The organism is Maridesulfovibrio sp. (assembly GCF_963666665.1).
Taxonomy (GTDB): domain Bacteria; phylum Desulfobacterota; class Desulfovibrionia; order Desulfovibrionales; family Desulfovibrionaceae; genus Maridesulfovibrio.
Genome location: NZ_OY762999.1, coordinates 1,724,809 through 1,750,154, shown reverse-complemented (window position 1 = coordinate 1,750,154; position 25,346 = coordinate 1,724,809). Strand labels below are relative to the sequence as shown.

Here is a 25,346-nt window from a genome sequence, read left to right as displayed (position 1 = left end):
ACCTGCTGATAGTTGATGAAGAGCAAAATTATTGATGTTTTGCATCTTCGGCAAACTGTTTTACGGATTATACATAAATGGAAAAAAGGGGTTAATTCCTTGACTTTTCTTCGTTTTGGGCTATAAAAGTCTCTCATTCTTGAATTCTGAGCGCTATCAATACGAGCTTGGAGAATGGCGGCCGTAATCATCAATTTACGCTTTTTTACTGTCACGGCCGGTCCTGAACTTAATAAACAGTACGGGAGTTGGAGTTAAGCATTATGGCAATGATTGAAATTAAGAATCTCCACAAGTGGTATGGGGATTTTCATGTATTAAAAGGTATCAACGATCATGTAGACAAAGGTGAAGTGCTTGTAATCTGCGGCCCCAGTGGTTCCGGTAAGAGTACTTTCATCCGTTGTATCAACAGACTCGAAGATTACCAGAAAGGGACAATTACATTTGATGGTAAGGACATTCTTGACAAGAGTGTAAATATTAATGACCTGCGCGCCGAAATCGGTATTGTTTTCCAGCAGTTCAACCTTTATCCCCACCTGACCGTATTGGACAACGTTACCCTTGCACCCTTGAAAGTGCGTAATGTTCCCAAGGCTGAAGCCGAGGAAACAGCACTTTACCTTCTTGAAAGGGTTGGAATCCACGATCAGGCCCATAAATATCCCGCAGAACTTTCCGGCGGACAGCAGCAGCGCGTTGCAATTGCAAGGGCTTTGGCCATGAAACCCAAGGCCATGCTTTTTGACGAGCCTACTTCCGCGCTGGACCCGGAAATGATCAACGAAGTTCTTAATGTAATGAAAGACCTTGCCCGTGAAGGCATGACCATGCTTTGCGTTACCCATGAAATGGGGTTTGCCCGTGAAGTGGCAGACCGTGTGATTTTCATGGATGGCGGTGAAGTTATCGAACAGGCTCCCCCGGAGGAGTTCTTTCGCAATCCCAAGCATGAAAGAGCAAAAATGTTCTTGAAGGAGATATTGTAATTATCGCACTTGCCGGCGATATTGGTAGGTAACCTTAAATTTTTCAGGAGGACCCTGATGAGAAGACTCTCAATTATTGTTGCTATGGTTTTGGCGATGGCTCTTTGCGCATCCGTTGCAATGGCTGACAAACTGCAGGAAGTAAAAGCCCGCGGTGTTCTGATGTGCGGTGTTAAAGATGCCGTTGTTCCCTTCGGTTACATTGACGAAGACACCAAGAAGCTCGTTGGTCTGGATATCGACATCTGTAATTACATCGCCAAGGAACTGGGTGTGAAGGCAGAGTTCAAACCCGTAACTTCCGCCACCCGTATTCCCATGGTTGTTCAGGGCTCCATTGATCTTGCTGCTGCTACCATGACTCACAAGATTGCCCGTGACGACACCATTGACTTCTCCATTACTTACTTCATGGACGGTCAGAAGCTGCTCGTTAAGAAAGGTTCGGGCATCAATTCCGTTGCTGACCTGAAAGGCAAAAAAGTAGGTACCGCTAAAGGTTCCACTTCTGAGCAGAACATCATGGCTGCACAGCCTGACTGTAAGGTTCTTTCCTTTGAAGGTTACCCCCAGGCAATGCTTGCTCTCAAGCAGGGTAAAGTTAAGGCTGTAACCACTGACTCCACCATCCTTCTCGGTCTCAAGAACTCCGATCCTAATCCCGAAAAATGGGAAATCGTTGGTGAGTTCATCTCTCCCGAACCTTACGGTATCGGTCTTCCCGAGAACGAATCAAACTTCCGTGATGCAGTTAACCAGGCTCTCATTAAAATGTGGAAGTCCGGCGACTACAAGACTGCATACAACAAGTGGTTCGGTCCTGACACCAAGTACTACCTGCCTCTTACTTGGAACATGGAAGTTTGGCCCTAAGCCGACGGTCCTATAGTGCCGTGTCTATCGAATGACATTTGAAATGGATTTATTTTGAGGGCGTGGCTCTAGTTTTAGCTTTGTAAGATAACGGGGAGGCCGTGTCAGCACGGTCTTCCCGAAAACAACGGATAGATGTTTTGAATTATCAGTTTGATTGGAATCTGGTTCTTAGCGGACAATACGGTCAGTGGATTATCGACGGGGTAAAAATCACCCTGCAGATATCTGCAGTCTCTATCGTATTTACATTGCTCCTTGGAACTATTGTCGCAGTTATGCGCATGTCCAAGTTCAAGCCATTCGAATGGTTCAGCTTTGCTTTCGTAGAGTTTTTTAGAAATACGCCGCTGCTGATCCAAATATTTTTCTGGTATTTCGGTTCATATGCCATTCTGCCCGAAGCGGTAAACGAATGGCTATATGATCATGATTTCGAATTTGCGGCCGGTGTAATTTCCCTGACCGTTTATACTGCCGCATTTGTGGCTGAAGAAATCAGGGCCGGGATCAACTCCATTCCCAAGAACCAGCTGGAAGCCTCCCGTGCAACCGGGCTTTCCTTTCTGCAGGCGTACCGTTACGTTATTCTGCCGCAGGCTTTCAGAATCATCATACCACCACTTATTTCACAGTCGCTGAACCTTATTAAAAACTCGTCACTGGTCATGACTATCGGGGTTATGGACCTCACCTACATGGCCCGCCAGATCGAATCCTATACTTTCCACGGCTTCGAAGCTTTTACTGTGGCGACCGTTATCTATCTGTGTATCTCATTGGTCGTGTCACTCATGATCAATATGTATAACAAGCATTTCCTGCTGCAAATTAAATACTAGGAGTGGCGTCTCGTGCAATGGGATGTAGTTTGGAACAACTTTGATTATTTTCTTTGGGGCGCCTTTCCTGACGGACCTCTCGGCGGTCTGGCTGCCAGTATTATTCTGGCGTTGCTCGGTATTTTCGGTGCATTCTGGATAGGCCTTGCTGCGGGCTTGATGCGTCTTTCGCGCAATAGGGCTGTTAAAACTGTATCTGTAATTTATATTGAGGTCATACGCGGGGTGCCGCTGCTGATGCTCATTTTTTGGTTCTATTTTCTGGCTCCGGTTGTGCTCGGAAAACCACTGCCGGAATTTCATTGTGCACTGATCGCTTTTATCGTCTTTACTGGTGCGTATATCGGTGAAATTGTAAAAGCAGGGGTTATTGCCCTGCCAAGAGGGCAGATGGAAGCTGCTCGTGGTACGGGACTTTCTCACGTTCAGGCCATGCGCTACGTCATTCTGCCGCAGGCTTTGCGCAATATGATTCCTTCTTTTGTTAACCAGTTCGTATCCCTGACCAAGGATACCTCCCTTGCCTATATCATCGGGGTAAACGAGCTTACCCGTACAGCGACTCAGGTTAATAACAGGACTTTGTCCGCACCAACAGAAATCTTTATTACTATTGCGATTCTTTATTTTATTGTTTGCTACGTGCTCACTTGGTCCAGTCGCCGGATGGAAGCGCACATGGCTAAGTATCAGGCTAGAGATCGTTAGTAATCTTGAATTATTTAAACTGTTTTGCCCCTGTTTCAAATGAAGCAGGGGTTTTCTTTTGCGCTTATGTAACTTTATTTTGACCGAAAATTCTAATTCGATTAATGTCGTTCTAATGGGAAGTATGCTCTTGTTTCAGGGACGGCATTTTTTGTCGGTCTTTGAATAGTGTTTTCAAATTTTAAAGCCGGGAGGCGGACATGGACAAGATAGAGAAACTTGCTTCGTACATTGACCACACCTTGTTGAACGTAACAGCGGTTCCTGCAGATATTGAACAGCTGTGTCGAGAGGCAGTTCAGTACGACTTTGCATCTGTTTGTGTCCATCCTTCCCATATCGCCCGCGCTGCGGAGTTGTTAGCCGGTGAAAAGCCTATTGTGTGTTCCGTGATCGGTTTTCCTTCGGGGTCGACTTTATCAGAAGTGAAAATGCTTGAAGCTATGCGTGCTGTGGAAAAGGGCGCACGTGAATTGGACATGGTGGTTAATATCGGTGCCTTGAAAGCCGGTGATCGTAACGCTTTTCTGAATGATATTTTTATGACTGTGGAAGGAGCAGGAGGGGTTCCGGTAAAGGCGATTATTGAAACCGGGCTTCTTGATGATGAGCAGAAAAAGATTGCTTGTGATCTTGCGGTGACAGCGGGTGCCTCTTTTGTTAAGACATGCACCGGATTTGCCCCCGGTTGTGCTTGCGTAGAAGACATCAAACTTATGCGTTCTGTTGTCGGTAATGATATCGGCGTTAAGGCCAGCGGGGGAATTAAAACATATGAACAGGCTCAGGAACTGCTGCAGGCAGGAGCCAGCAGGATAGGTACTTCCTCTTCCATTGCTATAATAAGGAGATAATTTTTGTCCGGGAAAGTAGAACTTATGGCCGTGGCAAAGCCCGGTGATATTGAAAAAAAGTCTTTTGAAATTATTGATTCCGAAGTCCCGGAACCTCGCAGGTTTGACGGCATTGAATGGCAGATAGCAAGGCGCATGGTCCATACTACTGCTGATTTCGAGCTGATTGATCTCGTTCGCTTTCATCCGGATGCAGTTTCTGCCGGACTCGCAGCATTGCGGGAAGGGTGTTCTATTGTCACGGATACTGAAATGGCACGTTGCGGGATTCCCATGCGCCGGATGACTCCTTTAGGGTGCGAAGTGCGTTGTTTGATGAACGATCCGGAAGTTATTGCGTCAGCTAAGAAGAATTCCACTACCCGTGCTCATGCAGCCCTCGAACTTGCTGCCTCTTCTTTAAAGCCTGCAATCCACGTTATTGGTAATGCTCCCACAGCACTCATCAGATTGGTTACTCTGGTGGAGGAAGGGAAAATGGCGCCTCCGGCGTTGGTTGTCGGCATGCCTGTCGGTTTTGTGAATGCCGCCGAATCCAAGGCGCTGTTAATGAATAGTGAGTCGATACCTTATATTGCTATTGAAGGCAGAAAAGGAGGGTCAGCTCTTGCTGCATGCGTAATTAACGCTCTCGCAGAAGTTGTTCTTGCAGAAAAGAATCTTTCCGGTGAAATATGATCTTTTTCCTAGCAACACATTATTAATTATAGACTTTGAAAGTTAATTGTGAAAACAATAATGTAGTCAATTCTGTTGGTTTTTCGAGTGTTAATGCTAGTTCCGGTGCAATAAGGTATGTCTGAGAATACGACCGCTTCAAAAAGATCATTATTAAAATTCAAAAAAGGCGAAAGATCAATATCCCGTGATCTGGCTGCCTGCCTTGTTTTTGCGCTTGCCATTATTATCGGCTTGGTAACTGCGTATGAATATTTTGGCCGTTCGAAAATGTTGCGTCAAGAATATGAAGATAAAGCTGATAATTATATTGAACAGTTAGCTAAGTCTGTGACCTTTCCTATCTGGAACTTTGATATGGGGTCGCTCAAACATGTCTGCAGCGCTTATACCCAGAACGAACAGTTTGCGAAGCTTAAGATTGTCGATATGAACGGCGAGGTGCTGTTCAACTTTGTGCGTCCCGGCGACAAGGATGATAATCCCATTGTCCGTGAACGTGATCTGCATATTTCCAAGGAAAAGATCGGTACCATCCGCATGGAACTGAGCAGCAGGATCTACCGCCGCAACCTCGACTGGATTTTATTTGTATCAAGTCTGACTTTTCTGACATCCGTGGCGGTCATCTACATAATTACAGGATTTCTCATGGATTACTTTATCCGTAATCCCATAGCCAGATTGCGCAAAGGGATGGATAAGGTTGCTATGGGGGATTTCTCATACCGTTTTGACGAATTTCAATACATAGAATTGCTGGAGATAGGTTCGCGTTTTAACCGTATGACAGAAGAGATTGCGAGCCGTGAGAGCAGACTTGAAGAAGTGAATAAGGTTCTGCAGGGCGAAATTCTCATGCGTGAGAAAGCTGCCCGTTCACTTGTTAAGAGTGAAAAGCGTTACCGGGCGCTGGTGGAAACCACCGCTGAAGGCTTTTTCATGATTGATGAATCTTTGATTCTGCTTGATGTAAACCCTGCTTTCTGCACCATGATCGGACTTAACCGCGAAGAGGTTCTTGGCGGTGATGTCGGGTCAATTCTCGGGGAACTGGCAGCTGAAAGGTTCAGAAATAATGAAGGGCACTCCCATAAGTTTGAGCTTAGTTTTGTGAACAGCAATGGGCGTGAGGTTGATATCTTTATCAACGCAACCAATCTCTTTGAAAGTGATAATGTAAAACTTACTTTTGCATTTGTTACTGATGTTTCCAGTTACAAAATGATGGAAAAGGCCTTGCGTGCTTCTGAAGAGGAGTACAGGACCATCGCTGAATATACATTTGATTGGGAAATGTGGATCGGTCCTACCGGGGCAGTTAAATATGTAAGCCCTTCATGTGAACGTATTTCCGGTTATCCCAAGGCTTATTTCATGGAAGGTCCGGTCAGGGTAGAGCATATCCTGCACAAGAATGACCGGGAGTTCTGGCAAAAAGCTTTGCGTGGGACATTCCCCTCTCCTGATGGGACGGATATGCGTCTTTTCCGCCGGGACGGGCTGTTGCGCTGGGTTTCGCTTACCGGGCATCAGGTTTTTGCTGATGACGGCACGTCACTCGGTTTAAGAATTTCCTTGCGTGATATTACAAAGCGTAAGTTCATGGAAAAGCAGCTTCAATACGAAGCTCTGCATGATCCGCTTACCGGACTCGCCAACCGCACTCTGTGTTGTGATCGAATACTTCAGGCTGTGGAGCGTTCCCGCCGTCGTGAGAATTACTATTTTGCGGTTGTTTTTATGGATTTGGACCGTTTTAAAATCATTAATGACAGCCTTGGTCATAATATCGGCGATAAATTGCTGGTGGAAGTTTCCAAACGACTGCTTCAAACCATTCGTGAACTGGATACGGTGTCCCGGTTCGGTGGCGATGAGTTTATTGTGGTGCTCGAGGAGCTTGCTTCCCCGCGGGAAGGTATCCGCATTGTCCGGCGTATAAGGGATTGCTTGAACGATCCCATTATTATCGAAGGGCATAAGATCAATATCGCTGCCAGTTACGGTGTTTTGCTCAGTCCTACCGAGTATGACAAGCCGGAAGAAATTATCCAGAATTCCAACGTTGCCATGCATCAGGCTAAAGAGTCCGGAAGGGATAGGATCAAGGTTTTCAATAAAAGGATGCTGGAAGAGGCCGTACAGGCGATGCAGCTTGAAAGCGATCTCCGGGCGGCAATGCTTTCTGGAGATGAATTATTTCTGGATTACCAGCCGATATATTCATTGCAAAGTCATAGTGTTGTAGGTTTTGAGGCATTGATCCGTTGGAATCATCCTCGTCGTGGTCTGGTTATGCCCGGCGAATTTATTCCAATGGCGGAAGAGTCCGGGCTTATCTTTGAGCTTGGTAGTTGGGTTGTCAGTGAAGCTTGCCGCCAGATGAAGAGTTGGCAGGTTAAGTATGATTCCGCTTCTGATATGATGATGTCCATCAATATATCGCCGCGTCAGTTCTCACAGCCTGCACTTGTAGACAATATCCTTTCCAAGTTGAGTGAATTTGATCTACCTGCGCGTAATTTAAAAATTGAAATTACTGAAACCGCAATAATGGAGCGGGCCAAGCAGTCCGTGGACATGCTTAACAGGCTTAAATCAGCAGGGGTTCTGGTTTCTATTGATGATTTTGGAACAGGCTATTCATCCATGAGTAATTTGCAGGAATTCCCGCTTGACCAGCTGAAGATAGATCTCAGTTTTGTACGGAAAATGAATGAGTCTATCGAGAACCTTGAGATTGTGCGTGCAATCGTCAACCTTGCGCATAACCTCGGTTTGAACGTTGTTGCCGAAGGTGTGGAGGAGATTGAGCAGCAGGATGCGTTACGTGATCTCGGTTGTGAGTTCGGTCAGGGATACTTGTTTTCAAAACCTGTCAGCCGCAGCAAGGTTGAAGCCTTTTTTAAGAATGAAATTAAGCTGAGCTAAGAACTGAGAATCTGTTCTGTCTAATATTGGAAGTCAGTATTGCATGTTTTTGTGCAAGTAAAATTCAGAAAATGTTTGTTTGGCTTATGCATTGAAGAGTTAAACTGTGGGAGTCGGTATTCAGCCGACTCTTTTTTTTGAGCTGATTGTGTGATTGTATAATCAATCAAAAGTCATTTGTGACGAACTTTACCATTCTTTAATAATCTATGTATAAAGCATATTCATGTCAATTAAGTAATGCTTATTTTATAATATTGCCATAAAAGTTCTGATTCCTGTTGCATGTACGGAATTACCGTGCTAGGGCCGAATTTAGGCCTTGTTAATATGAAAATTTACGAGGCTGTCGGTAAGGTTGGTCCGTTCAAGGGGAGAAGAGGAACGGATTATTAGAGTCACCCTCAACCTGGATCAGGTTATGAGTGTCAAACGTAAGGGAAATAGCACGGTTACGATTTTTCCGGACTGGTGCAAGGGTTGCGGCATTTGCGCAGCCTTTTGTCCGGCAAAGGTCATGGAGTTGAACGATCAGGGTAAGGCGGTCGTTATCCGGGAGGAAGAATGTATTAATTGCGGATTCTGTGAGCTGCATTGCCCGGATTTCGCTATTATGGTTCGTCCTAAGGTTGATGATGAGATTCCTGCGGTATGCAGGGCTGTCCTTGAGAAGGCCGCCCGGAAAGCAGATGAGCCTGCCGCTTCCGGCGCTGCTGCGGAAAAAACCGGTTCCGGTAACAATAAGGAATAAGGTGAATTTCCATGGCCAGACCTAGAAAAAAAAGAAACAAAGAGATTTTCGCTCTGGGCAACGAGGCTGTTGTTGAAGGTGCGCTTCTGGCGGGCTGTACCTTTTACGGCGGATATCCCATTACTCCTTCATCGGAGATTATGGAGATAATGGCTCAGAGATTGCCGCTCATTCCTAATGGTGCATTTATCCAGATGGAAGATGAGATAGGTGGACTCGGATCGGTTATCGGTGCGTCTCTGGCGGGCAGGAAAGCTATGACTGCTACTTCCGGTCCCGGCTTTTCCCTGATGCAGGAGCATCTTGGATATGGATGTATTACCGAGACTCCGCTGGTAATTGTTAACGTCATGCGTGGCGGTCCCAGTACCGGTCTTCCCACATCCCCGGCTCAGGGTGATGTGCAGCAGGCCCGCTGGGGTACCCATGGCGATCATTCCATCATAGTACTTTCAGCTTCTAATGTTCAGGAATGTCTTGATAATACCATCGAGGCTTTTAACCTTGCGGAGAAATACCGTACTCCGGTAGTTCTGCTTATTGATGAGATCACCGCGCATACCCGTGAGAAGATCATCATCCCTAATGAGGATGAATATGAGGTCTTCAACCGTATTGTTCCGACCATGCCTCCGGAATGGTATAAGCCTTACGAAGAGACCGTACGCGGCGTACCTCCTATGCCTGCCATCGGTTCAGGATACCGTTTCCATGTCACCGGGCTGACTCATGACACCAACGGCTTCCCCACATCCAGGCCTGACGAAGTTCGTGAACTGAACGAACGGTTGTTCCGCAAAATTGACCAGTTCCTGCATGATGTGCAGCTGGTTGATGAAGTGGATACCGAGGATGCGGATGTTGTTGTTATTGCTTACGGAACAGTGGCGCGTTCTGCTGAGCTTGCCGTTAAGCAGGCCCGTGACCTTGGTGTAAAGGCTGGTTTGCTTAAGCTTTCGACCTTGTTCCCATATCCAAGGAAAGCAACGGAGAAGGTTATGGCCAAAGCCAGCACTCTTATTGTTCCTGAAATGAATATGGGACAGATTTCAAGGGAAGTGAAAAGGGTCAATAACGGTCAGGTAAGCGTGCGGACAATCAATAAGGTCGATGGGCAGATCATTACCCCGGCTGAAATCCTCAAAGTCTTAACACGGGTGTAGTCATGGTTGATATGAAAGGTACACAGCTCATTCATGAGTACTTAAGGCATAACAAGAAGTTTCCGCACGTTTTTTGTGCAGGCTGCGGGCATGGCATTGTGCTCGGCTCTCTGATCAGGTCTATTCACGGTCTCGGCCTCAAGAAAGATGAGGTCTGCGTGGTAGCCGGTATCGGCTGTTCCGGCAGGCTGGCGGCATACGTTGATTTCAATACTGTCCATACCACCCATGGCCGTGCGTTGACTTTTGCCACCGGAATCAAGATGGCTAAACCCAATATGCACGTTATCGTTGTAATGGGTGACGGTGACTCCATGGCTATCGGCGGTAACCATTTGATCCACGCAGCGCGCAGGAATATTGGTGTTACAGCCCTGATTCTCAACAACAACATTTACGGTATGACCGGCGGGCAGTGCTCACCGACCACTCCGTCCGGCTCGTTCTCCATGACTACCCCGCTTGGGCAGATGGAACAGAGTTTTGACTGCGTAGAGCTTTGCACTGCTGCCAAGGCCAACTATGTGGCTCGCGGATCAGTTTTCCATGCCAAGAAGTTGGACCAGATGATCATGGACGGTATCAGCAACCCCGGCTTCGGTGTGGTTGAGATTCTCACTCCCTGTCATACCCAGTACGGCCGTAAGAACAAATACAAGACTCCTGTGGACATGTATAAAATGCTCAAGAAGGATGTCATTGACATTGATCGTTATGAAAAGCTGACTGAGGCGGAAAAATCCAAGAAGATTCCTTCCGGTGTATTCGTGCAGAAAAGCGAGCCCGGTCTGGAAGAAAAATTCTATGAAATGGCTGCAAGATGTCAGGGAGGTGCGTAATGAATAATCAACCTCTGGACAGATTTGAAATCCGCCTTTCCGGTCTCGGTGGTCAGGGTATCCTTACTCTGGGCAAGGTTATGGGGACCGGCTTGGCTCTCGGACACGGTTATTTTGTGACCCAGACCCAGAGTTACGGCCCGGAAGCCCGTGGCGGTGCCAGTCGTTCCGATCTGGTTATTTCGTCCAATGTGATCAGTTATCCTAAGGCTGAATCCCTTGATCTGCTTATCGCCCTGAGTCAGGAAGCGTGTAACATGTATTACCGTAACCTGAAGCCCGGTGGCCTGCTTATGATCGAAACCGATCTGGTCAAGCAGCCCCCGGTTAACCAGTTTATCGGCCTGCCTTTCACCAAGCTTGCCAAGGAGAAACTGGGCTTGCCTCAGGCTATGAATACAATTGTTCTGGGTGCGGCAACTTATCTGCTGCCATTTGCCCAGCAACGCACCATGCGTAAGAACCTTGAAGATGTCCTGCCTGCAAAGATCAGAGATATCAACGTTAAGGCTTTTAACATGGGGTTCCGTGAAGCCAAGAAAAGTTTCGGTGATCCCGAAAGACTCTGGAAAGATAATTCCGTAATAGTCTCGGACGATGATTCTGATTACGATTCCATTTAGTTTAGACTGACATAGAATTAATAAAAAAACTCCGGCCGTTGGTCGGAGTTTTTTTATTTAAATTTGAAAAGTGAGTCGGAAGTTCGGTTGAAAGTATCTACTTCTTCCTGCTGGTCAGGGGTAAGATTTTGCGTGTCCCATTGTTCGCAGAGTTCCTGTGGTTCCCGTGCTCGGTTGCGTACTCTGATGACCGCTAGACTGCGTTTCCCGGTGGGAATGAAGGTCATACGCACCAGATGGCAGTCAATGTGTGCTGTGTAGCATTTTGTGCCTTGGGCATCATCTAAACAATTACCAATGGATACGGTTGACCAGTCTCCGATTTCAGGCATGTCCACAGTAGCTTTCCGGTTAAGTATCATCCTTACTTCTGCTGTACAGTTCTTGTTTTCAAAGTAGTAGTGCTGGAGGGTAATAGTTTTAAAACTTCTTTCCGAACTGCCATCAGGAGAGAGTGAGGGTGACACGGAAAGTTTTTTTTGAGTGGTTATATGGGAAGAGTCAAAAGGAATGATAAAGGGTTGCTCCGGTGCTTTTTTTGCACCGGAACAACCCGTAATGATTGAAATCAGCAGACTTAAAGCTGCACAAAGGATAGGCCTTAGAGCACCTTTCTCGGCTAGCTTTATTCTTTGCATTTTCTATTTTTTCTTTTTAGCGCCTGCGTATTTTTTGACGTCAATATTGTACTTCTTAACCTTGTAGTTAACGATACGGTAGCTGACACGCAGGTCTCTGGCAGCTTGCAGCATGTTACCGCGAGCCTTTTTCAGTGAATCAACCAGCAGTTCCTGTTCAAACTTCGCGACAGCCTCTCCAAAGGAGAGTGAAGTGTCAGTGGCGGTTGATTCAGCTGTCTGCAGGGTTGGTGGCAGGTGATAAGTCCTGATTACCTCTTCCTCGCAGATGAGAACAGCACGTTCTATGCAGTTTTTCAGCTCACGTACGTTCCCCGGCCAGTGGTACTGGGTGAAAAGATCGATTGCAGGGCTGGAGATACGTTTGATTTCCTTACTGTATTCTCCGGCAAATAAGTCGAGGAACTTTTCAGCCAGCGGCAGAATGTCCTCACGGCGTTCGCGCAAAGGCGGAATAAACACGGGGAAGACGTTGATGCGATAGAAAAGGTCTTCCCTGAATTTGCCGTCACGCAGCAGTTGTTCCAAGGGCTGGTGGGTCGCGCAGATTAAGCGGACATCAACAGCGATGGGCTGCTCGGAACCGACACGCTGGATTTCCTTTTCCTGAATGGCGCGCAGAACCTTGGCCTGTGCATCAAGGGACAGTTCCCCGATTTCATCAAGGAAGAGAGTTCCGTTGTTTGCTATTTCAAATAGCCCGCGTTTGTTCTGATAAGCTCCGGTGAATGCACCTTTCTGGTGTCCGAAAAGTTCACTTTCAACTAGTTCAGCAGGCAGTGCGGCACAGTTGAGCTTAACCAGCGGTTTATCTCTTCTGGGGCTGCAGGAATGAATAGCCTCGGCAAGGAGTTCCTTACCGGTGCCGGATTCACCGCGAAGCAGGGCGGTCGCACGGCTGGGACCGACCTGTCGGGCCTGCCTGAGAACCTGCTTCATGCTTTTGGAAGTGGCCACGAAGTCTGCCGGTGGGGGAACATCCACCGCTCCGGGCATCATGCCTTGAGAAAGCATCTGGGCCTGCAGGGACATTTCTTCTTGTAAGCGGGAAACCTGATTGGAAATAAGGGCTGCTACAACTTCGAGGAAATGCTTGTGTTCATGCAGGTTATCCATAGGCAGGATAGGAGAGTCAACGCTCAGTGCGCCGATAACTTCCTGATTGCCGTCTGAATCCGTCCTTATTACAGGGACGCAGATGAATGAAAGAGCCTTTTGCTCTTCTTCAGACCTGTTGAATGCTTTATTGAGCATCTGATCATCATCAGACATTCTGGGGATGATTACAGATTCACCGGTCTCGTATACTTTACCCACAACGCCTTTGCCCGGTGCGTAAGTGGCGGTGTAGTCTTTTGCTGGGCTGTGGGTAATGGAAAGCTTCAGCTTTTCCGATTCCGGGTCCATAATGGCCAGGAATGCACGCGGGAAGTGGAGGTCTTTGGACAGAACTTCAAGAATAGCATTGAGGCTGGGTTCCAAATCGTGATGGGGAGCTACAGAATCAAGAATTTCACTCAAAGTTGAAAGATAAATATTGTCCACTCGTTCCGTCAGTCCGTTTCTAGTCATTTCTTTACTCATGCCGTTCCAGGCTGTTTTAGATTTCAGCTTGTTCGGAGCGGTCTTGCTCCGTGGTTTCGGCCTAAAATATTGTTTGGCGCATCGGGAATAACCTCCCGATAAGGTATACAGTTCTTTAAAGTCGACAGCCGCATGATTTCATGCGGCTGTCGATTTGTTTACTTATGATACAGCTTTTACTCCGAGTTCCAGAGCCTTCAGGTTGATTTCCGCAATTTTCGGTTTCATAGCTGATTTAATTGTTTCAGCCAATTGTTCCGGTTTAAGCGGAATGCATCCTGTAGCGCAAAGAGCTCCAAGCAGGGCAATGTTCCCACTCTGCACTGCTCCGGCTTCGAGACCGAGAGACTGGCAGGGGAGGTAGTATGCTTTTCCGGCGCAGGTATCAACCTTTTCCTTGATAATTTCAAGAGGTGTGTTTTCTGCTTTGCCGGTGCATACGGAAAGGGGCGGAATGTATTCGGTGCTGGAAAGCACTGTGCCGCCCGGTTTGAGGTAAGGCAGGGCGCGTAGGGTTTCCAGAGGCTCAAAGCCGAGGATTACGTCTGCTTCCCCGTGTCCTATCTTCGGAGAGGCCAGCCCGATGAGCAGTGCTGATTCAACAACACCGCCGCGCTGGGCCATTCCGTGAATTTCACCGGCAGTGACATCGATACCGCAGTCAAGAACCGCCTGTGCGAGGAGGTTGGTGGCTGTCAGGGTTCCCTGTCCGCCGACCCCGGTCATGAATATACGCAACCTATTACTCATTAGCTGCTCCTTTTCCGGGCTTTAATATCTTTAGTCAGCTGCAGGCAAAGCATACAGCCGGAACAAAGGATTTCGTTGATTTCAACGCCTTCCGCAGTTTTTTCAAATGCTGGACAGGCCAGTTCTTCCATCACCTTAAGGACTTCTTCGCTCTGGTTTTTTACATACGCGGTCTGTCCGGGAGCCTTTTTGAGGGTCCTGCGAGCGAAAAGCGGGCAAGGATCTTTAGCGATGAGAACGCGAACGCCGCTCATTTCTTTAAGTTCCTCAAGGGCTATGGTAATGGCCTTCTGGTTGAGCGGACTTACAGTGCGAACTTCGTTTACACCACAACCTTTGACGATGGCTTCCATGTCAATCTGTGCAGGGTTGGAACCGAGCATGGTGGTCTCAACACCGGGGTTGGGCTGGTGTCCGGTCATAGCTGTGGTGGCGTTGTCAAGAATCACCAGCAGGATGTCGTGCTGGTTGAAAACCGCGTTAACCAGACCGGTGATACCGGAATGGAAGAAGGTTGAGTCACCGATGAAGCCGACCACGGTCTGGCCTGCAGCTCTAGCTGCTCCGGAACCTGCGGAGATGGAGGAACCCATGCAGAGCAGGAAGTCCGCAGCATTGAGCGGAGGTAGAATGCCAAGAGTGTAACAGCCGATATCGGAAGAACATACAGCATCGGGACCGAATACTTTCTTTACTGCGTAAAAAGCTGCACGGTGGGTACAGCCGGCACAGAGGTTCGGAGGACGCATGGGCAGTCCTTCTTCTGCGGGACAGGTTTCGATCTTTTCGGCTTCCATGCCCAGAACTTCGCGGATAACCGCAGTGATGTTTCTGGTGGAATATTCGTCGTTCAGCGGCAGCAGGGCGTTATCTTTACCTATTACTTCTACTGCAATAGAACTTTTCTGGGCCAGAACCCTGATTTCGTTTTCAAGGAAAGGCTCAAGTTCTTCCAGAACAACTACTTTTTCAACGGAAGAGATAAAGTCGGTAATCATCTTGGAGGGCAGCGGATAAGTAAAGCCCAGTTCAAGAATTTTAAATTTATCGGCAAGGCCGGTATCTGCCAGTGCATCTGCAAGATAAGCTCTACAGATACCGGAAGCTACGATACCGATTTTCCCGTTGCCGGAAATTTTGTTGTACTTGGAGGTTTCCGCCATTTCACGCAGTTTTTCGAGTTTTTCAAGAAGATCTACGTGCATTCTGCGGGCGAAAGCCGGGATTGGTACAAACTGAGCGGGATTCTTTTTGAATCCTTCAGCTGGAGCAAGCTTGGCGACTTCACCGTATTCAACCGGACCGCGAAGGTGGTTGACACGGGTGGTGGTGCGAAGCAGGAACGGAGCAGACATTTCGCGAGACATATTCAGCGCATCGCGGGTCATGTCCTTGGCTTCCTGAGCGGTAGAAGGCTCAAGGCAGGGCATGCCTGCAAGGCGTGCGTAGTAGCGGTTGTCCTGTTCGTTCTGGCTGGAGTGGCATCCGGGGTCGTCTGCAGAAAGCAGGACCATACCACCGGGAGTGCCGGTATAGGCTAATGTCATGAGCGGGTCGGCAGCAACGTTTACGCCTACATGCTTCATGGTGGTCAGGGTCATTGCGCCTGCGAGAGTGGCGCCGCCGCCGACTTCCAGTGCAACCTTTTCATTGACCGAGTATTCAAAAGTGAAGTCGCCTTCGGGGGAAAGGCGGAAGAAAGTGTCCGGTACTTCGGAGGAGGGGGTGCCGGGGTAGCAGGTCACTACCTGGATACCGGCTTCAATTGCGCCTCTGACAATGGCTTCATTGCCGAGAAGCAGCTTTTTCATGCCCGGACTGTCCTTGAGAAGTGGGTGAGCCATGAATGCGCTCCTTAGGTCATGGGGTTAACAGAATGTTCACAAACGCACGACTGATTAGTCTCAGCGGGGATCCGGCCCCTATGGTAAATGCCGGAGCCCCGTTCTGCGGCTTATCGTGTACCGTCGTACACTTATGATCAGCCTGTGTTAAATTTTAGCCTTGAGCTCTTTAATTTTGAACTCAAAGAAAGAAGCTTCCTGAGGAGAGCTGGTCAGCAGTGCCTGATAAGCCTGTACTGCAACCTGAAAGTTACCTGCTTTCTCTGCTGCTTCACCCAACAGTCTGTTGATGGATGCTGCGTAAGATGCGCCTGCGCTTTCTTTCAGTTTCTGCAGAACAGTAACTGCTTCACCGGCTTTGTCTTCAAGCATCAGGCATTTAGCTTGACCGAGACCTGCAACCGGAGCCATTTTGGGAGAAGTCTTGGCAATTGCAGCCCATGCATCTTTAGCATCAGCATAGCGTCCGGCGTCCATCCAAGCCTTGGTGAGGGCAAGCTGGACTGCAGGTTTCATGGATGCAGGAGCGTCTTTTTCAAAGGCAGAAAGCGCTTCGGCCTGTTTTGCTCCGTTGTACTTGATCAGGATAGTTCCCATTTCGCTCTGGGCCTTGATCAGTTTCTGCTGGTTCATATACTTGAACCCGGAAACACCTGCAGCGATAATAATAATTGCCGCAACCCCGGCTGCAATCATCTTTCCGTTCTTAATAATGTAGTCGAGGATAGGGTGCAGGGTGTCGGGGGTGGATTCGTGAACCTGATTCAGTATGTCCTGTGTGTTGTTTTGTTCTTCCATTTTAAAGGAATGCCTCCATGAAAATTTTATACAAAGTTGAAGTGCGCTATATAATGCAGTCTGACAAAAAGGTCAAAAGCGAAAACCTAAAATAACATCCCGTAAAATATGACTTATTGCTAAAGTGGTTGAAAAAGATGACAAAAAAAGAAAAAATAATTTCACATATTTTTCCCCAAAACCTCTTGTTGATGGCTATCATTGGTAAATGGTAGTTGACTTTTTTGCAATATCCTTAGTAGCCAAAAAGAATCAATCGGCGGAAAAAATGATATTTCAGTCAATATAAATGTTTTTGAGGTGGAATAATGAGCCATTCTGAAGCGATGAAAGCTGTGGCCGTAAAGGCCAAGGAAGCTTCCCGGAAAATTGCCTGTGCCGACGGCACCGCAAGGAATGCGGCCATCATTGAGCTGGCTGCTTTGCTGGAGAAGGAAAAAGAATTTATTTTTGCAGAGAATAAAAAAGATCTCGATGCAGCAAGAGAGCGTGGTCTGGATCAGGCCCGCCTGCAGCGTCTGGAAATTACTCCGTCTGTTCTGGAGTATATGATTCAGGGTTGCAACGAGGTTGCCGGACAGGCTGACCCTGTCGGCGAAATTGAAAAGATGGAACGCCGCCCCAACGGCATGATGGTTGGTAAAATGCGCATTCCTCTGGGCGTGATTATGATGATTTTCGAATCTCGTCCCAACGTTACTGTGGATGCAGCCGTGCTTTGTCTCAAGGCCGGTAATGCAGTCATTTTGCGCGGTGGTTCCGAGGCGATTCATTCCAATCTGGCACTTGCTTCCTTGTTGCAGAAGGCTCTAGGTAAAGCCGATTTGCCTGCTGAAGCGGTGCAGGTTGTTGAAGTTACTGACCGTGAGGCCGTGGGTGAACTTCTTAAGTTGGATGAATACATTGACGTAGTCATTCCCCGTGGTGGTGAAGGACTGATTCGCGCAGTTGTTTCTCAGGCAACAATGCCCGTGCTCAAGCACTACAAAGGTGTTTGTCATATCTATGTGGACAGCGATTGTGAAATTCCTGAGGCCATGGACATCATCAAGAATTCCAAGACCCAGAAGCCCGCAGCCTGCAACTCTCTTGAGTGCCTGCTTGTTCATGAAGATATTGCCAAGGAAATTCTGCCTTCCCTCGGAACTCTGCTTGGAGCATGCGGTGTGACCATGAAAGGTTGTCCGCGGGCTATGCCGCTGCTCGGACCTAAAGCTATTGCTGCTGATTTTGATGACTGGGGTATGGAGTATTTGGACCTTATCCTTTGCGTTAAAGTTGTCAGCACTCAGGATGAAGCACAGGATCATATCTCCCGCTACGGCTCCAACCATAGTGAGGTTATCCTGACCAAGAACCATGATCGTGCTATGCGTTTTATCCGCGAAGTTGATGCTTCCATGGTAGGTGTTAATGCTTCTACCCGCTTCAACGATGGCGGACAGCTTGGGCTTGGCGCTGAGATCGGTATTTCTACCTCCAAGCTTCATTCCTACGGCCCCATGGGTGCAACTGAACTTACTTCAACTAAGTTCGTACTGCTTGGTAATTGGGATGTAAGGAATTAGTTTTAATCTATATAAATTAATCCCGGTGAAAACGTATGTTTTTCACCGGGTATTTTTTAGGTTTGAAGTATGAAAATTGGTTTGTTTGGCGGAAGTTTTAACCCGGTTCATCTGACGCATATTGATGTTGCTAACGGTGTTTTAAATCGTCTTGGTCTTGATAAGATTCTGTTTGTTCCGGCGGGTAATCCTTATCATAAAGAGCAGGGCGAAATGCTTCCTGCGGCGTTACGTTATGAACTGGTTGAAAAGGCTGTGCAAGGTTGTGCAGGATTTGGTATCAGCGATATTGATATCTCTGCAAATGGGCCTACTTATACCGTCGATACCTTGCGCGAAGCCTTACGCCGTTATCCCGATGCCGAACTCTATTTTATTATGGGGCAGGATTCTCTCGATACTTTCACTACTTGGAAGGGCTGGCAGAGTATTCCCGAATTAGCCAATGTTGTTGCTGTGAGCCGGGCAGAAGCTGACTATGGTGCCATGGCCCGCGAGCTTAAACGTATTTTTCCTGATTTGGCTGAAACAGGACAAAATGTCTGGCAGCTGAAGGGTGGAAAGTCGATTTACATTATCGGAGATTTTGATTTTGTAATCAGTTCTACTTTTGTGCGCGAGGAATGGAAAAAGGGAGGCGATGTTTCCGGGCTAGTCCCGCAAGCTGTTGCTGACTGCATGGATGAATATGCAGTTGAGATAGGCCAATTTTGGAAATAGCAGTGGCGAAGCCCTAATAAAAGGTTTTGGGAGTCTTGAACCCTTTTGCAAAAGGGTTCGAGCCGCCGGAGGCGAAATCTATTTATTCCTAAAGCGCGTTAGCGCATCAAGTCTAAAATCTTTTCAAACACATATTCCGGTGTGATTCTTCTGAGACATTCCCTGTCTTTTTTGCAATTGCTCTTGCCGTGCAGGGAGCAGGGGCGGCAATCCATATCAGATTCCAGAACAACATCGCGCGGTCCGGCGGGGTAGAATCCCCAAGCTTTTGAAGTCGGGCCGAACATGGCGATTACCGGGGTTCCCACCGCAGCAGAAAGATGCATGGGGCCTGAATCTCCGGTGATCAACAGTGCTGATTTCTCCAGCAGGGCGCATGTTTCACGCAGCTGTAACTGGCTGGTGAAGTTGCAGCCGGTTGATTGCGGCTCGAACACATTGTTGTCACGTCCGATGATTGTCCACTTTATGTCAGCCACATCCAGTTTCTTGATGAGCGTAATCCAGTTTTCTTCCGGCCACGCTTTGTCGGGATGGGTTGCATATGGGTGCAGGGTGATAAAATCCTTTCCCAAGTCGTGCTCAGTTATGAGTGTCTGAGCGATCTTTCTTTCTTCGTCAGTCAGATATATTCGGGGTATGAGTTCGTAAGTTGCCGGTATGACTTCTTCAAGAGCAGAAGCATAACGCTGGGTAACCCTGAGCTCAGAAAGCTTGTTGTTCAGCTTGGGGGAGCGGCTCAGCTTGAACATGCGGCGTTCAAGTGAAAATTTGTTGTAGCGCGAGACTTTTCCTTTCCACCGTGCGGCAAGAATTCTTGAACGCAGGGTTGAATGCAGGTCTATGAGTTCACAACCTTCGTACCGGGCGGCAATCTCTCCGGTTTTTTTCACCCATGCCAGATCACCAAGGTCCTTTTTATCAAGGCTGATGACATTTTTTATATGAGGATTATTTTCTAATACAGGGCTGCTGGAACTTTTGGTAATAACAGTGAACGTGCAGTTGTACTTTTTGGCCCAATACTCAATTACTCCAGTGGTCAGCACTACGTCCCCAAGGGCGCTGAGCCTGAATACTACTTTGTGATTTGTGTTTGTCATCGCGCGCATATTTTAATGGTGAAACGCAAAAGGTCAATGTCTTTTTATCTTGTTCAGAACGGGGAGTAATGATTATTTTTTTCACTCTAACTGTTTGAACTCTTGCTAATTTTAACTTATAAATTTATTTTGTAGCAAAACCGTAGGGATTAAGGCTTTAGGTCTCCCTATTTCTATTGCGCCACTATCTGCCTTCTGATACTGATGCCAGTATCAAATAGATGCCGGATGGCGTCATTCAACAACTTTAACTCAAAAATTAATGCTGGAATTAATACTTTCCGTCAGTGTAGCTACACTTATTTCTGCTTACTGTTCAGTCAGTGAAGCCGTTTTTTATTCCTTTCCGTGGAGCAGGATCGAAACCCTGCGTAAGGAAGGTCATAAGTCCGGAGCGATCCTGCATAGACTGCGTTCCAACGTGGATCGTCCCATCACAGCAATCCTGACCCTCAATACCGTTGCCCATACTGCCGGAGCCGCATTTGCCGGAGCAGCGTGGGCTTCTGTTTATGGTGCCGAGACCCTGCCCTGGTTCACGCTTGGTTTCACAATCATTATCCTTGTCCTTTCTGAGATTCTGCCAAAGACCATCGGTGTGGTTTATTGTGAACCCTTGGGACGTGTTTTAGCACGGCCTATGGAAATTTTAATCTGGATTTTTCTTCCGGTAATTTGGATCTGCAGCATTTTTTCTCGTCTGGTTAACAGAAAAGAGAAAGGCCCGCAGGCCACGGAAGAGGATATAAGAGCTATGGTCAGCCTGACCAGGAGATCCGGGGCGATTAAACCTTATGAAGCCCTCTCAATTGCTAACATCCTGTCGTTGGACGACAAGATTGTTGAGCAAATTATGACACCCCGGACTGTTGTGTTCTCTCTTCCTGCTGAGATGACTGTAGCCGAGGCTCATGCCAAATATATTGCATGGCCTCACAGCCGTATTCCCGTCTATGAAGGGGATGATCCCGAAGATATTGTCGGTGTTATTTACAGGCGTTCCGTTTTTGAAGCGCTTGCGGATGACCATGATGATGTGAAGCTTTCAGAGTTGATGAAGCCGGTCCGTTTTGCACTGGAAAACATCACATTGGATAAGCTTTTGGTGAAATTCCTTGAAAGCCGCATGCATCTGTTTGTGGTTCTGGATGAATACGGTGGAATGTCAGGGGTTGTAACCCTTGAAGATGTAATGGAAGAGATCCTCGGCAGCGAGATTGTGGACGAGACCGATCAGGTTGTGGACATGCGCGAACTTGCCCGCAGGAGAAGAAAAGAACTGGTCGTCAGCAAGGAAGATGCTTCCGCTGACGTTTCGAAATAAAACGGAGTACGAGATGGCCAAGAAAGGTGGAAAAGGCGTATATATTGCTGCCTTGATCCTTTTTCTCGGTGGACTGGGTTACCTGATTTATTCGGGTATTTCTCAGGACAGCGTGTATTTTCTTAATGTTTCAGAGGCTCTTGCAATGAATGAAGCCGAGCTTGGACAGGCAAGGCTGTTCGGCAAGGTAGCGCCTCAGAATATTGAGACTAAGGCTGGAGGACTCGGTGTTGCTTTTGATCTTAAAGATCAGAAGGAAAATACCCAGACTATCCGCGTTGATTACAAGGGGGCCGTCCCTGACACTTTCAAGGAAGGGGTAGAGGTTATTGTGGAGGGAACTTTTGTCGGCGGTAATAAGCTGTTCAAAGCCACCTCCCTGATCACCAAGTGTCCTTCCAAGTATGAAAAGGAAAACCGCGAGGGGTGATCCCTGTGGTGATACTTCAATGCTTTTGACTTGAAGTTACCGTTTTTATAAAGATTTTATCCGTAATGGAGTAAATATAATATGCAGCTGTTTGCTAACCTTTTGCTCCTCATCGCCCTGCTTGCGGCGTTGGGGGCGGGTGCTTATGCATGCTTGGCCCTGCTCACGGGCAAGAGAAGTGTGCTGGACCTTATCGACAAGGCGAATATGGCTATTGCCGGTTTGGTTACTGGTGCCAGTGTCATTCTGACCATAGCACTTGTTAACAGAGATTACTCATTTAAATACATTTACGAATACGTAGATAATACACTTCCCATTTTTTATACGCTTACAGCATTCTGGGCCGGAGCCGACGGTTCCCTGCTTTTCTGGATGCTTTCCATTGCGATTATGGGGGTAGTTTTTGCGAAACTTCCTCTATTCAAGGAATTTTCCGAAAAAACAAGGCTTTATTACTGGTTGTTTTTCATGGTGGTGCAGGCTTTCTTCCTGCTTCTGCTGACCAGCTGGTCCAACCCTTTTATGGAACTCGTTCCTACACCTGCAGATGGACGCGGTTTGAACCCGCTGCTCCGTAACCCCGGTATGATTTTTCATCCGCCGCTGCTGTTCCTCGGTTATGCAGGTTTTACAAGCCCTGCTGCTCTGGCTCTTGCGGCCTATCTTTCCGGGGAGCTGAAATCCTGGGTTTCATTCTGCCGTAACTGGAATATTCTGGCCTGGATTTTCCTGACTGCCGGTATCGTTCTTGGGTGCTGGTGGTCTTATATGGAACTCGGCTGGGGTGGTTACTGGGCATGGGACCCCGTTGAAAACGCATCACTCATTCCGTGGCTAAGTGCTTCTGCTTTTATGCATACAGCCATTATTCAGATTAAGCGTAAGGCTCTTCAGCGGACCAATGTCTTTTTGATGGGGCTGACCTTGCTGCTCTGTATCTTTGCTACCTACCTTGTGCGCTCCGGTGTCGTGCAGTCTTTGCATGCCTACGGTGAGAACGGAGTCGGGCTGCCGTTGCTGTTGTCTCAGCTTACCTTTCTTGCAATCCTTTTTGTAGTGCTTGTTGCCGGCCCCCGTCCTGAATTCAGGACCCTTTCCGGCTTGAACAGCAGACAGGGGATGCTGGTTATCGCAGCATGGGCATTTCTCGGTCTCGGCCTCGTGGTCGGCCTCGGAACCATGTGGCCTGTAATCAGCAAGATGTGGAGCGCTAATCCCATCGGCCTTGATGCCCGTTTCTACAATCGGGTTTGTCTGCCTTTGTTCAGCTTGATTATTCTTATCTTTACGGTTTGCCCTTGGTACAACTGGAAAGAGGGTATTTTTGATAAGCGAGGACTGTATCTGGTCGGCGGTGCCTTCATCGGTGGCGGTGCTATCAGTTATGCCTGCGGCCTGCACAATCCCCTCGGATTGATAACCAGTGCAGCGGCAATTGCTTCTCTGGTGGGAATTGTCGGCGTTTTCGCTTTTATCCCCCAGCTGCGTAAAGTCCGTTCCATGATCGGTGTTTATGGTCTGCATTTCGGTGTAGCACTTGTGTTCCTCGGCGTGGCTTGGTCTGGACCCAACAAAATCGAACATCAGTACGTGATCAAGGAAGGACAAAGTGTCCAACTTGGAACATACACCATGACTTATAAAAAATTGACCGAAGGCCAGACTCCCGAAATGGCAAAGATTTCCGCGATCGTGGAAGTTTCCGAGAACGGGAAGTTTGTCGGTCTGCTCGCTCCTGAACGCAGGCTTTACCGTAACTTTGAGCAGCCTTTTGCTGAAGTTTCAGTTATTCCAAGCCTTGGCAGCGAAATATACGCTACTTTGTTGAGTGTGGATGCTGAAGGCAATGCCACGTTCAAGATGAGCCTTAATCCGCTTATTAACTGGCTTTGGATCGGCGGAACTCTCATGTGCCTGTTCGGATTCATGGCTTTTAGAAAACCGAAACTGACTTAGGCGGGTTAAAGTGGCTGAGAATGAAAGTATAGCGCTTAAGGTTAGAAAGGCGGCCAAGTTCTTTGGAACAAGGCTGATTTTCAAGGATGTCAGTTGCGATGTGCTGCGTGGGGAAATTCTTCTCGTAGTCGGGCGCAATGGCGCGGGCAAAACAACCCTGCTCAAGATCATGTCCGGGCTTTCAAGGCCGTCGGCCGGAGTTGCGGAAATTTTGACTGAGCCGGAAAAGACCGCTTATCTCGGGCATTCCACCTTCATTTATCCGCGCCTTAGCGGTGTGGCGAACCTTTCATTCTGGGCTTCCATGTACGGCCTTTCACCTACCCGTGAGGAGCTGTTGGTTCTGCTGAAACGGGTCGGTTTGGAACGTGCCGCCGAAGAGCAGGCCGGTTCTTATTCACGAGGCATGGCTCAGCGTTTAAATCTGGCTCGTGTCTTTCTCGTAAATCCGGATCTTCTTTTTCTGGATGAGCCGGGAACAGGTCTTGATCAGGCTTCTCTCACCTTATTGCGTGATGAAGTCGTAGCCATGCGTGACCGTGGAACCGCCATTGTCTGGATCAGCCATGATGTGAACCATGATACTGCGCTGGCCGACCGGGTTCTCGGACTGGCCGGGCGCAAGATGGCTTACCTTGGTGCTGCTTCTGAATTCGACCCTGAAACAGTATTGGGAGGGGAGAATGCTTAAGCGTGGATTGACAATAGCAGCCAAAGACCTGCGTCTTTCCATAGGTGGAGGACAGGGGCTGACTCAGGCTGTTCTTCTCGGACTTTTGCTGATCTTTGTGTTCAGCTTATCGCGTCCGGCAGGGCAGTTGGTTGAACCACAGGCAGCTTCGGCCATCTTCTGGCTGGCATCTTCCTTCGGGCTGGTTTTGGTTTTCAACACTTTGTTTTCAATGGAAGAATCAAACGAAGCTCGTTTGGGGCTGCTTTCATCTCCAGTTCCATTGCACGCTGTCTGGTTCGGAAAAGGCCTTGCCGGATTCGGGTTGTTGCTTTGTTCGCAGCTTGTTTTCCTTCCGGCAACAATTGTATTTCTTGGTCAGGATATGAAGGGATCATTAGCAGTTTTTGCTGTAACCCTTCTGGCTGCGGATTGGGGACTGGTTTCCCTCGGGGCGTTGCTTGGTGCAATTTCCCAAGGGCAGGCCGCACGTGAATCACTGCTTTCAGTGATTCTTTTTCCCTTGCTGCTGCCCATCCTTCTGGGAGCGATACAATTGATGACTTCGGTATTTTCCGGAGTTAACCTTATGGACGAGAGTTCGTGGATGGGCATTATTGTTGCCGCCTCGGCGTTGTTCAGCGGTGCGGGCTTGATCCTTTTTCCTTTTGTATACAGCGGCGAGCAGTAGGCTGGCCGTT

At 47.9% G+C, this 25,346-nt stretch carries 24 protein-coding genes; 18 read left to right on the top strand and 6 right to left on the bottom strand.

Annotated elements, in window-relative coordinates; translation table 11 throughout:
* Nucleotides 1-263 precede the first annotated feature (263 nt).
* From ACKU40_RS08025 to ACKU40_RS07975, 11 genes are all read left to right on the top strand, one after another.
* On the top strand, nt 264-992 hold the full coding sequence (locus ACKU40_RS08025; protein WP_320175995.1) for an amino acid ABC transporter ATP-binding protein: 729 nt from the start codon (nt 264-266) through the stop codon (nt 990-992).
* A gap of 57 nt (nt 993-1,049) precedes the next feature.
* On the top strand, nt 1,050-1,865 hold the full coding sequence (locus ACKU40_RS08020; protein ID WP_320175994.1) for an ABC transporter substrate-binding protein: 816 nt from the start codon (nt 1,050-1,052) through the stop codon (nt 1,863-1,865).
* A 140-nt stretch (nt 1,866-2,005) separates the two neighbouring features.
* Entirely contained in the window at nt 2,006-2,707 is a 702-nt protein-coding gene (locus ACKU40_RS08015; protein WP_320176367.1) for an amino acid ABC transporter permease, read from the top strand.
* Nucleotides 2,708-2,719: 12 nt separating this feature from the next.
* Nucleotides 2,720-3,415, top strand: a complete 696-nt coding sequence (locus tag ACKU40_RS08010; protein WP_320175993.1) for an amino acid ABC transporter permease — start codon at nt 2,720-2,722, stop codon at nt 3,413-3,415.
* Nucleotides 3,416-3,615: 200 nt separating this feature from the next.
* A complete protein-coding gene (gene deoC / locus ACKU40_RS08005) occupies nt 3,616-4,269 on the top strand; it encodes a deoxyribose-phosphate aldolase (RefSeq protein WP_320175992.1) in 654 nt (217 codons plus the stop codon).
* 3 nt (nt 4,270-4,272) lie between these two features.
* Nucleotides 4,273-4,947 carry a precorrin-8X methylmutase gene (locus ACKU40_RS08000; protein WP_320175991.1) on the top strand — a complete coding sequence of 225 codons (675 nt, stop codon included), beginning with the start codon at nt 4,273-4,275 and terminating at the stop codon, nt 4,945-4,947.
* Between the two features lie 117 nt (nt 4,948-5,064).
* Nucleotides 5,065-7,881 carry an EAL domain-containing protein gene (locus tag ACKU40_RS07995; RefSeq protein WP_320175990.1) on the top strand — a complete coding sequence of 939 codons (2,817 nt, stop codon included), beginning with the start codon at nt 5,065-5,067 and terminating at the stop codon, nt 7,879-7,881.
* 421 nt (nt 7,882-8,302) lie between these two features.
* Nucleotides 8,303-8,632 (top strand): 4Fe-4S binding protein, encoded by a 330-nt coding sequence (locus tag ACKU40_RS07990; RefSeq protein WP_320175989.1) that lies wholly within the window; start codon nt 8,303-8,305, stop codon nt 8,630-8,632.
* 11 nt (nt 8,633-8,643) lie between these two features.
* Nucleotides 8,644-9,795: a 2-oxoacid:acceptor oxidoreductase subunit alpha gene (locus ACKU40_RS07985; protein WP_320175988.1), complete on the top strand. Its 1,152-nt coding sequence runs from the start codon at nt 8,644-8,646 to the stop codon at nt 9,793-9,795.
* A 2-nt stretch (nt 9,796-9,797) separates the two neighbouring features.
* A complete protein-coding gene (locus ACKU40_RS07980; protein ID WP_320175987.1) occupies nt 9,798-10,634 on the top strand; it encodes a 2-oxoacid:ferredoxin oxidoreductase subunit beta in 837 nt (278 codons plus the stop codon).
* Nucleotides 10,634-11,257, top strand: coding sequence for a 2-oxoacid:acceptor oxidoreductase family protein (locus ACKU40_RS07975; protein WP_320175986.1), 624 nt, complete (start codon nt 10,634-10,636; stop codon nt 11,255-11,257). Before ACKU40_RS07980 ends, ACKU40_RS07975 begins: the two co-directional genes overlap by 1 nt.
* 53 nt (nt 11,258-11,310) lie before the next feature.
* On the opposite strand, the gene ACKU40_RS07970 is transcribed toward ACKU40_RS07975, so the two are convergent.
* The 5 genes from ACKU40_RS07970 to ACKU40_RS07950 form a co-directional block, all read right to left on the bottom strand.
* The gene (locus ACKU40_RS07970) at nt 11,311-11,619 is read right to left on the bottom strand and encodes a hypothetical protein (protein ID WP_320175985.1); all 309 of its coding nucleotides are present in this window, start codon (nt 11,617-11,619) and stop codon (nt 11,311-11,313) included.
* A 279-nt stretch (nt 11,620-11,898) separates the two neighbouring features.
* Nucleotides 11,899-13,467, bottom strand: a complete 1,569-nt coding sequence (locus ACKU40_RS07965; RefSeq protein WP_320175984.1) for a sigma 54-interacting transcriptional regulator — start codon at nt 13,465-13,467, stop codon at nt 11,899-11,901.
* 174 nt (nt 13,468-13,641) lie between these two features.
* Entirely contained in the window at nt 13,642-14,229 is a 588-nt protein-coding gene (locus tag ACKU40_RS07960; protein WP_320175983.1) for an indolepyruvate oxidoreductase subunit beta, read from the bottom strand.
* Nucleotides 14,229-16,073, bottom strand: coding sequence for an indolepyruvate ferredoxin oxidoreductase subunit alpha (iorA, locus tag ACKU40_RS07955; protein WP_320175982.1), 1,845 nt, complete (start codon nt 16,071-16,073; stop codon nt 14,229-14,231). Before iorA ends, ACKU40_RS07960 begins: the two co-directional genes overlap by 1 nt.
* A gap of 147 nt (nt 16,074-16,220) precedes the next feature.
* Nucleotides 16,221-16,871, bottom strand: coding sequence for a tetratricopeptide repeat protein (locus ACKU40_RS07950; protein WP_320175981.1), 651 nt, complete (start codon nt 16,869-16,871; stop codon nt 16,221-16,223).
* A 308-nt stretch (nt 16,872-17,179) separates the two neighbouring features.
* On the opposite strand from ACKU40_RS07950, the gene ACKU40_RS07945 reads away from it, so the two are divergent.
* Both ACKU40_RS07945 and nadD read left to right on the top strand, forming a co-directional pair.
* Nucleotides 17,180-18,439 carry a glutamate-5-semialdehyde dehydrogenase gene (locus ACKU40_RS07945; protein WP_320175980.1) on the top strand — a complete coding sequence of 420 codons (1,260 nt, stop codon included), beginning with the start codon at nt 17,180-17,182 and terminating at the stop codon, nt 18,437-18,439.
* Nucleotides 18,440-18,508: 69 nt separating this feature from the next.
* Nucleotides 18,509-19,159, top strand: coding sequence for a nicotinate-nucleotide adenylyltransferase (nadD, locus tag ACKU40_RS07940; RefSeq protein ID WP_320175979.1), 651 nt, complete (start codon nt 18,509-18,511; stop codon nt 19,157-19,159).
* A gap of 98 nt (nt 19,160-19,257) precedes the next feature.
* Here nadD and ACKU40_RS07935 read toward each other — a convergent pair whose 3' ends face one another.
* Nucleotides 19,258-20,262: a glycosyltransferase family 9 protein gene (locus ACKU40_RS07935; RefSeq protein WP_320175978.1), complete on the bottom strand. Its 1,005-nt coding sequence runs from the start codon at nt 20,260-20,262 to the stop codon at nt 19,258-19,260.
* A gap of 262 nt (nt 20,263-20,524) precedes the next feature.
* On the opposite strand from ACKU40_RS07935, the gene ACKU40_RS07930 reads away from it, so the two are divergent.
* The 5 genes from ACKU40_RS07930 to ACKU40_RS07910 all read left to right on the top strand — a co-directional run bounded on the left by ACKU40_RS07930 (nt 20,525) and on the right by ACKU40_RS07910 (nt 25,336).
* Nucleotides 20,525-21,586, top strand: coding sequence for a hemolysin family protein (locus ACKU40_RS07930; protein WP_320175977.1), 1,062 nt, complete (start codon nt 20,525-20,527; stop codon nt 21,584-21,586).
* Nucleotides 21,587-21,599: 13 nt separating this feature from the next.
* A complete protein-coding gene (locus tag ACKU40_RS07925) occupies nt 21,600-22,016 on the top strand; it encodes a cytochrome c maturation protein CcmE (protein WP_320175976.1) in 417 nt (138 codons plus the stop codon).
* 81 nt (nt 22,017-22,097) lie between these two features.
* The gene (locus tag ACKU40_RS07920) at nt 22,098-23,975 is read left to right on the top strand and encodes a cytochrome c-type biogenesis CcmF C-terminal domain-containing protein (RefSeq protein ID WP_320175975.1); all 1,878 of its coding nucleotides are present in this window, start codon (nt 22,098-22,100) and stop codon (nt 23,973-23,975) included.
* A gap of 10 nt (nt 23,976-23,985) precedes the next feature.
* A complete protein-coding gene (locus ACKU40_RS07915; RefSeq protein ID WP_320175974.1) occupies nt 23,986-24,666 on the top strand; it encodes an ABC transporter ATP-binding protein in 681 nt (226 codons plus the stop codon).
* Nucleotides 24,659-25,336 (top strand): heme exporter protein CcmB, encoded by a 678-nt coding sequence (locus ACKU40_RS07910; RefSeq protein ID WP_320175973.1) that lies wholly within the window; start codon nt 24,659-24,661, stop codon nt 25,334-25,336. The genes ACKU40_RS07915 and ACKU40_RS07910 overlap by 8 nt, the downstream gene beginning before the upstream one ends.
* Nucleotides 25,337-25,346: the final 10 nt, after the last annotated feature.

Bases quoted from the DNA above. Each gene is read 5' to 3' on its own strand.
- ACKU40_RS08025 (WP_320175995.1), top strand. From the start codon at position 264: ATGGCAATGATTGAAATTAAGAATCTCCACAAGTGGTATGGGGATTTT.
- ACKU40_RS08020 (WP_320175994.1), top strand. From the start codon at position 1,050: ATGAGAAGACTCTCAATTATTGTTGCTATGGTTTTGGCGATGGCTCTT.
- deoC (WP_320175992.1), top strand. From the start codon at position 3,616: ATGGACAAGATAGAGAAACTTGCTTCGTACATTGACCACACCTTGTTG.
- ACKU40_RS07995 (WP_320175990.1), top strand. From the start codon at position 5,065: ATGTCTGAGAATACGACCGCTTCAAAAAGATCATTATTAAAATTCAAA.
- ACKU40_RS07990 (WP_320175989.1), top strand. From the start codon at position 8,303: ATGAGTGTCAAACGTAAGGGAAATAGCACGGTTACGATTTTTCCGGAC.
- ACKU40_RS07985 (WP_320175988.1), top strand. From the start codon at position 8,644: ATGGCCAGACCTAGAAAAAAAAGAAACAAAGAGATTTTCGCTCTGGGC.
- ACKU40_RS07980 (WP_320175987.1), top strand. From the start codon at position 9,798: ATGGTTGATATGAAAGGTACACAGCTCATTCATGAGTACTTAAGGCAT.
- ACKU40_RS07975 (WP_320175986.1), top strand. From the start codon at position 10,634: ATGAATAATCAACCTCTGGACAGATTTGAAATCCGCCTTTCCGGTCTC.
- ACKU40_RS07970 (WP_320175985.1), bottom strand. From the start codon at position 11,619: ATGATACTTAACCGGAAAGCTACTGTGGACATGCCTGAAATCGGAGAC.
- ACKU40_RS07965 (WP_320175984.1), bottom strand. From the start codon at position 13,467: ATGACTAGAAACGGACTGACGGAACGAGTGGACAATATTTATCTTTCA.
- ACKU40_RS07960 (WP_320175983.1), bottom strand. From the start codon at position 14,229: ATGAGTAATAGGTTGCGTATATTCATGACCGGGGTCGGCGGACAGGGA.
- iorA (WP_320175982.1), bottom strand. From the start codon at position 16,073: ATGGCTCACCCACTTCTCAAGGACAGTCCGGGCATGAAAAAGCTGCTT.
- ACKU40_RS07950 (WP_320175981.1), bottom strand. From the start codon at position 16,871: ATGGAAGAACAAAACAACACACAGGACATACTGAATCAGGTTCACGAA.
- ACKU40_RS07945 (WP_320175980.1), top strand. From the start codon at position 17,180: ATGAGCCATTCTGAAGCGATGAAAGCTGTGGCCGTAAAGGCCAAGGAA.
- nadD (WP_320175979.1), top strand. From the start codon at position 18,509: ATGAAAATTGGTTTGTTTGGCGGAAGTTTTAACCCGGTTCATCTGACG.
- ACKU40_RS07935 (WP_320175978.1), bottom strand. From the start codon at position 20,262: ATGACAAACACAAATCACAAAGTAGTATTCAGGCTCAGCGCCCTTGGG.
- ACKU40_RS07930 (WP_320175977.1), top strand. From the start codon at position 20,525: ATGCTGGAATTAATACTTTCCGTCAGTGTAGCTACACTTATTTCTGCT.
- ACKU40_RS07925 (WP_320175976.1), top strand. From the start codon at position 21,600: ATGGCCAAGAAAGGTGGAAAAGGCGTATATATTGCTGCCTTGATCCTT.
- ACKU40_RS07920 (WP_320175975.1), top strand. From the start codon at position 22,098: ATGCAGCTGTTTGCTAACCTTTTGCTCCTCATCGCCCTGCTTGCGGCG.
- ACKU40_RS07910 (WP_320175973.1), top strand. From the start codon at position 24,659: ATGCTTAAGCGTGGATTGACAATAGCAGCCAAAGACCTGCGTCTTTCC.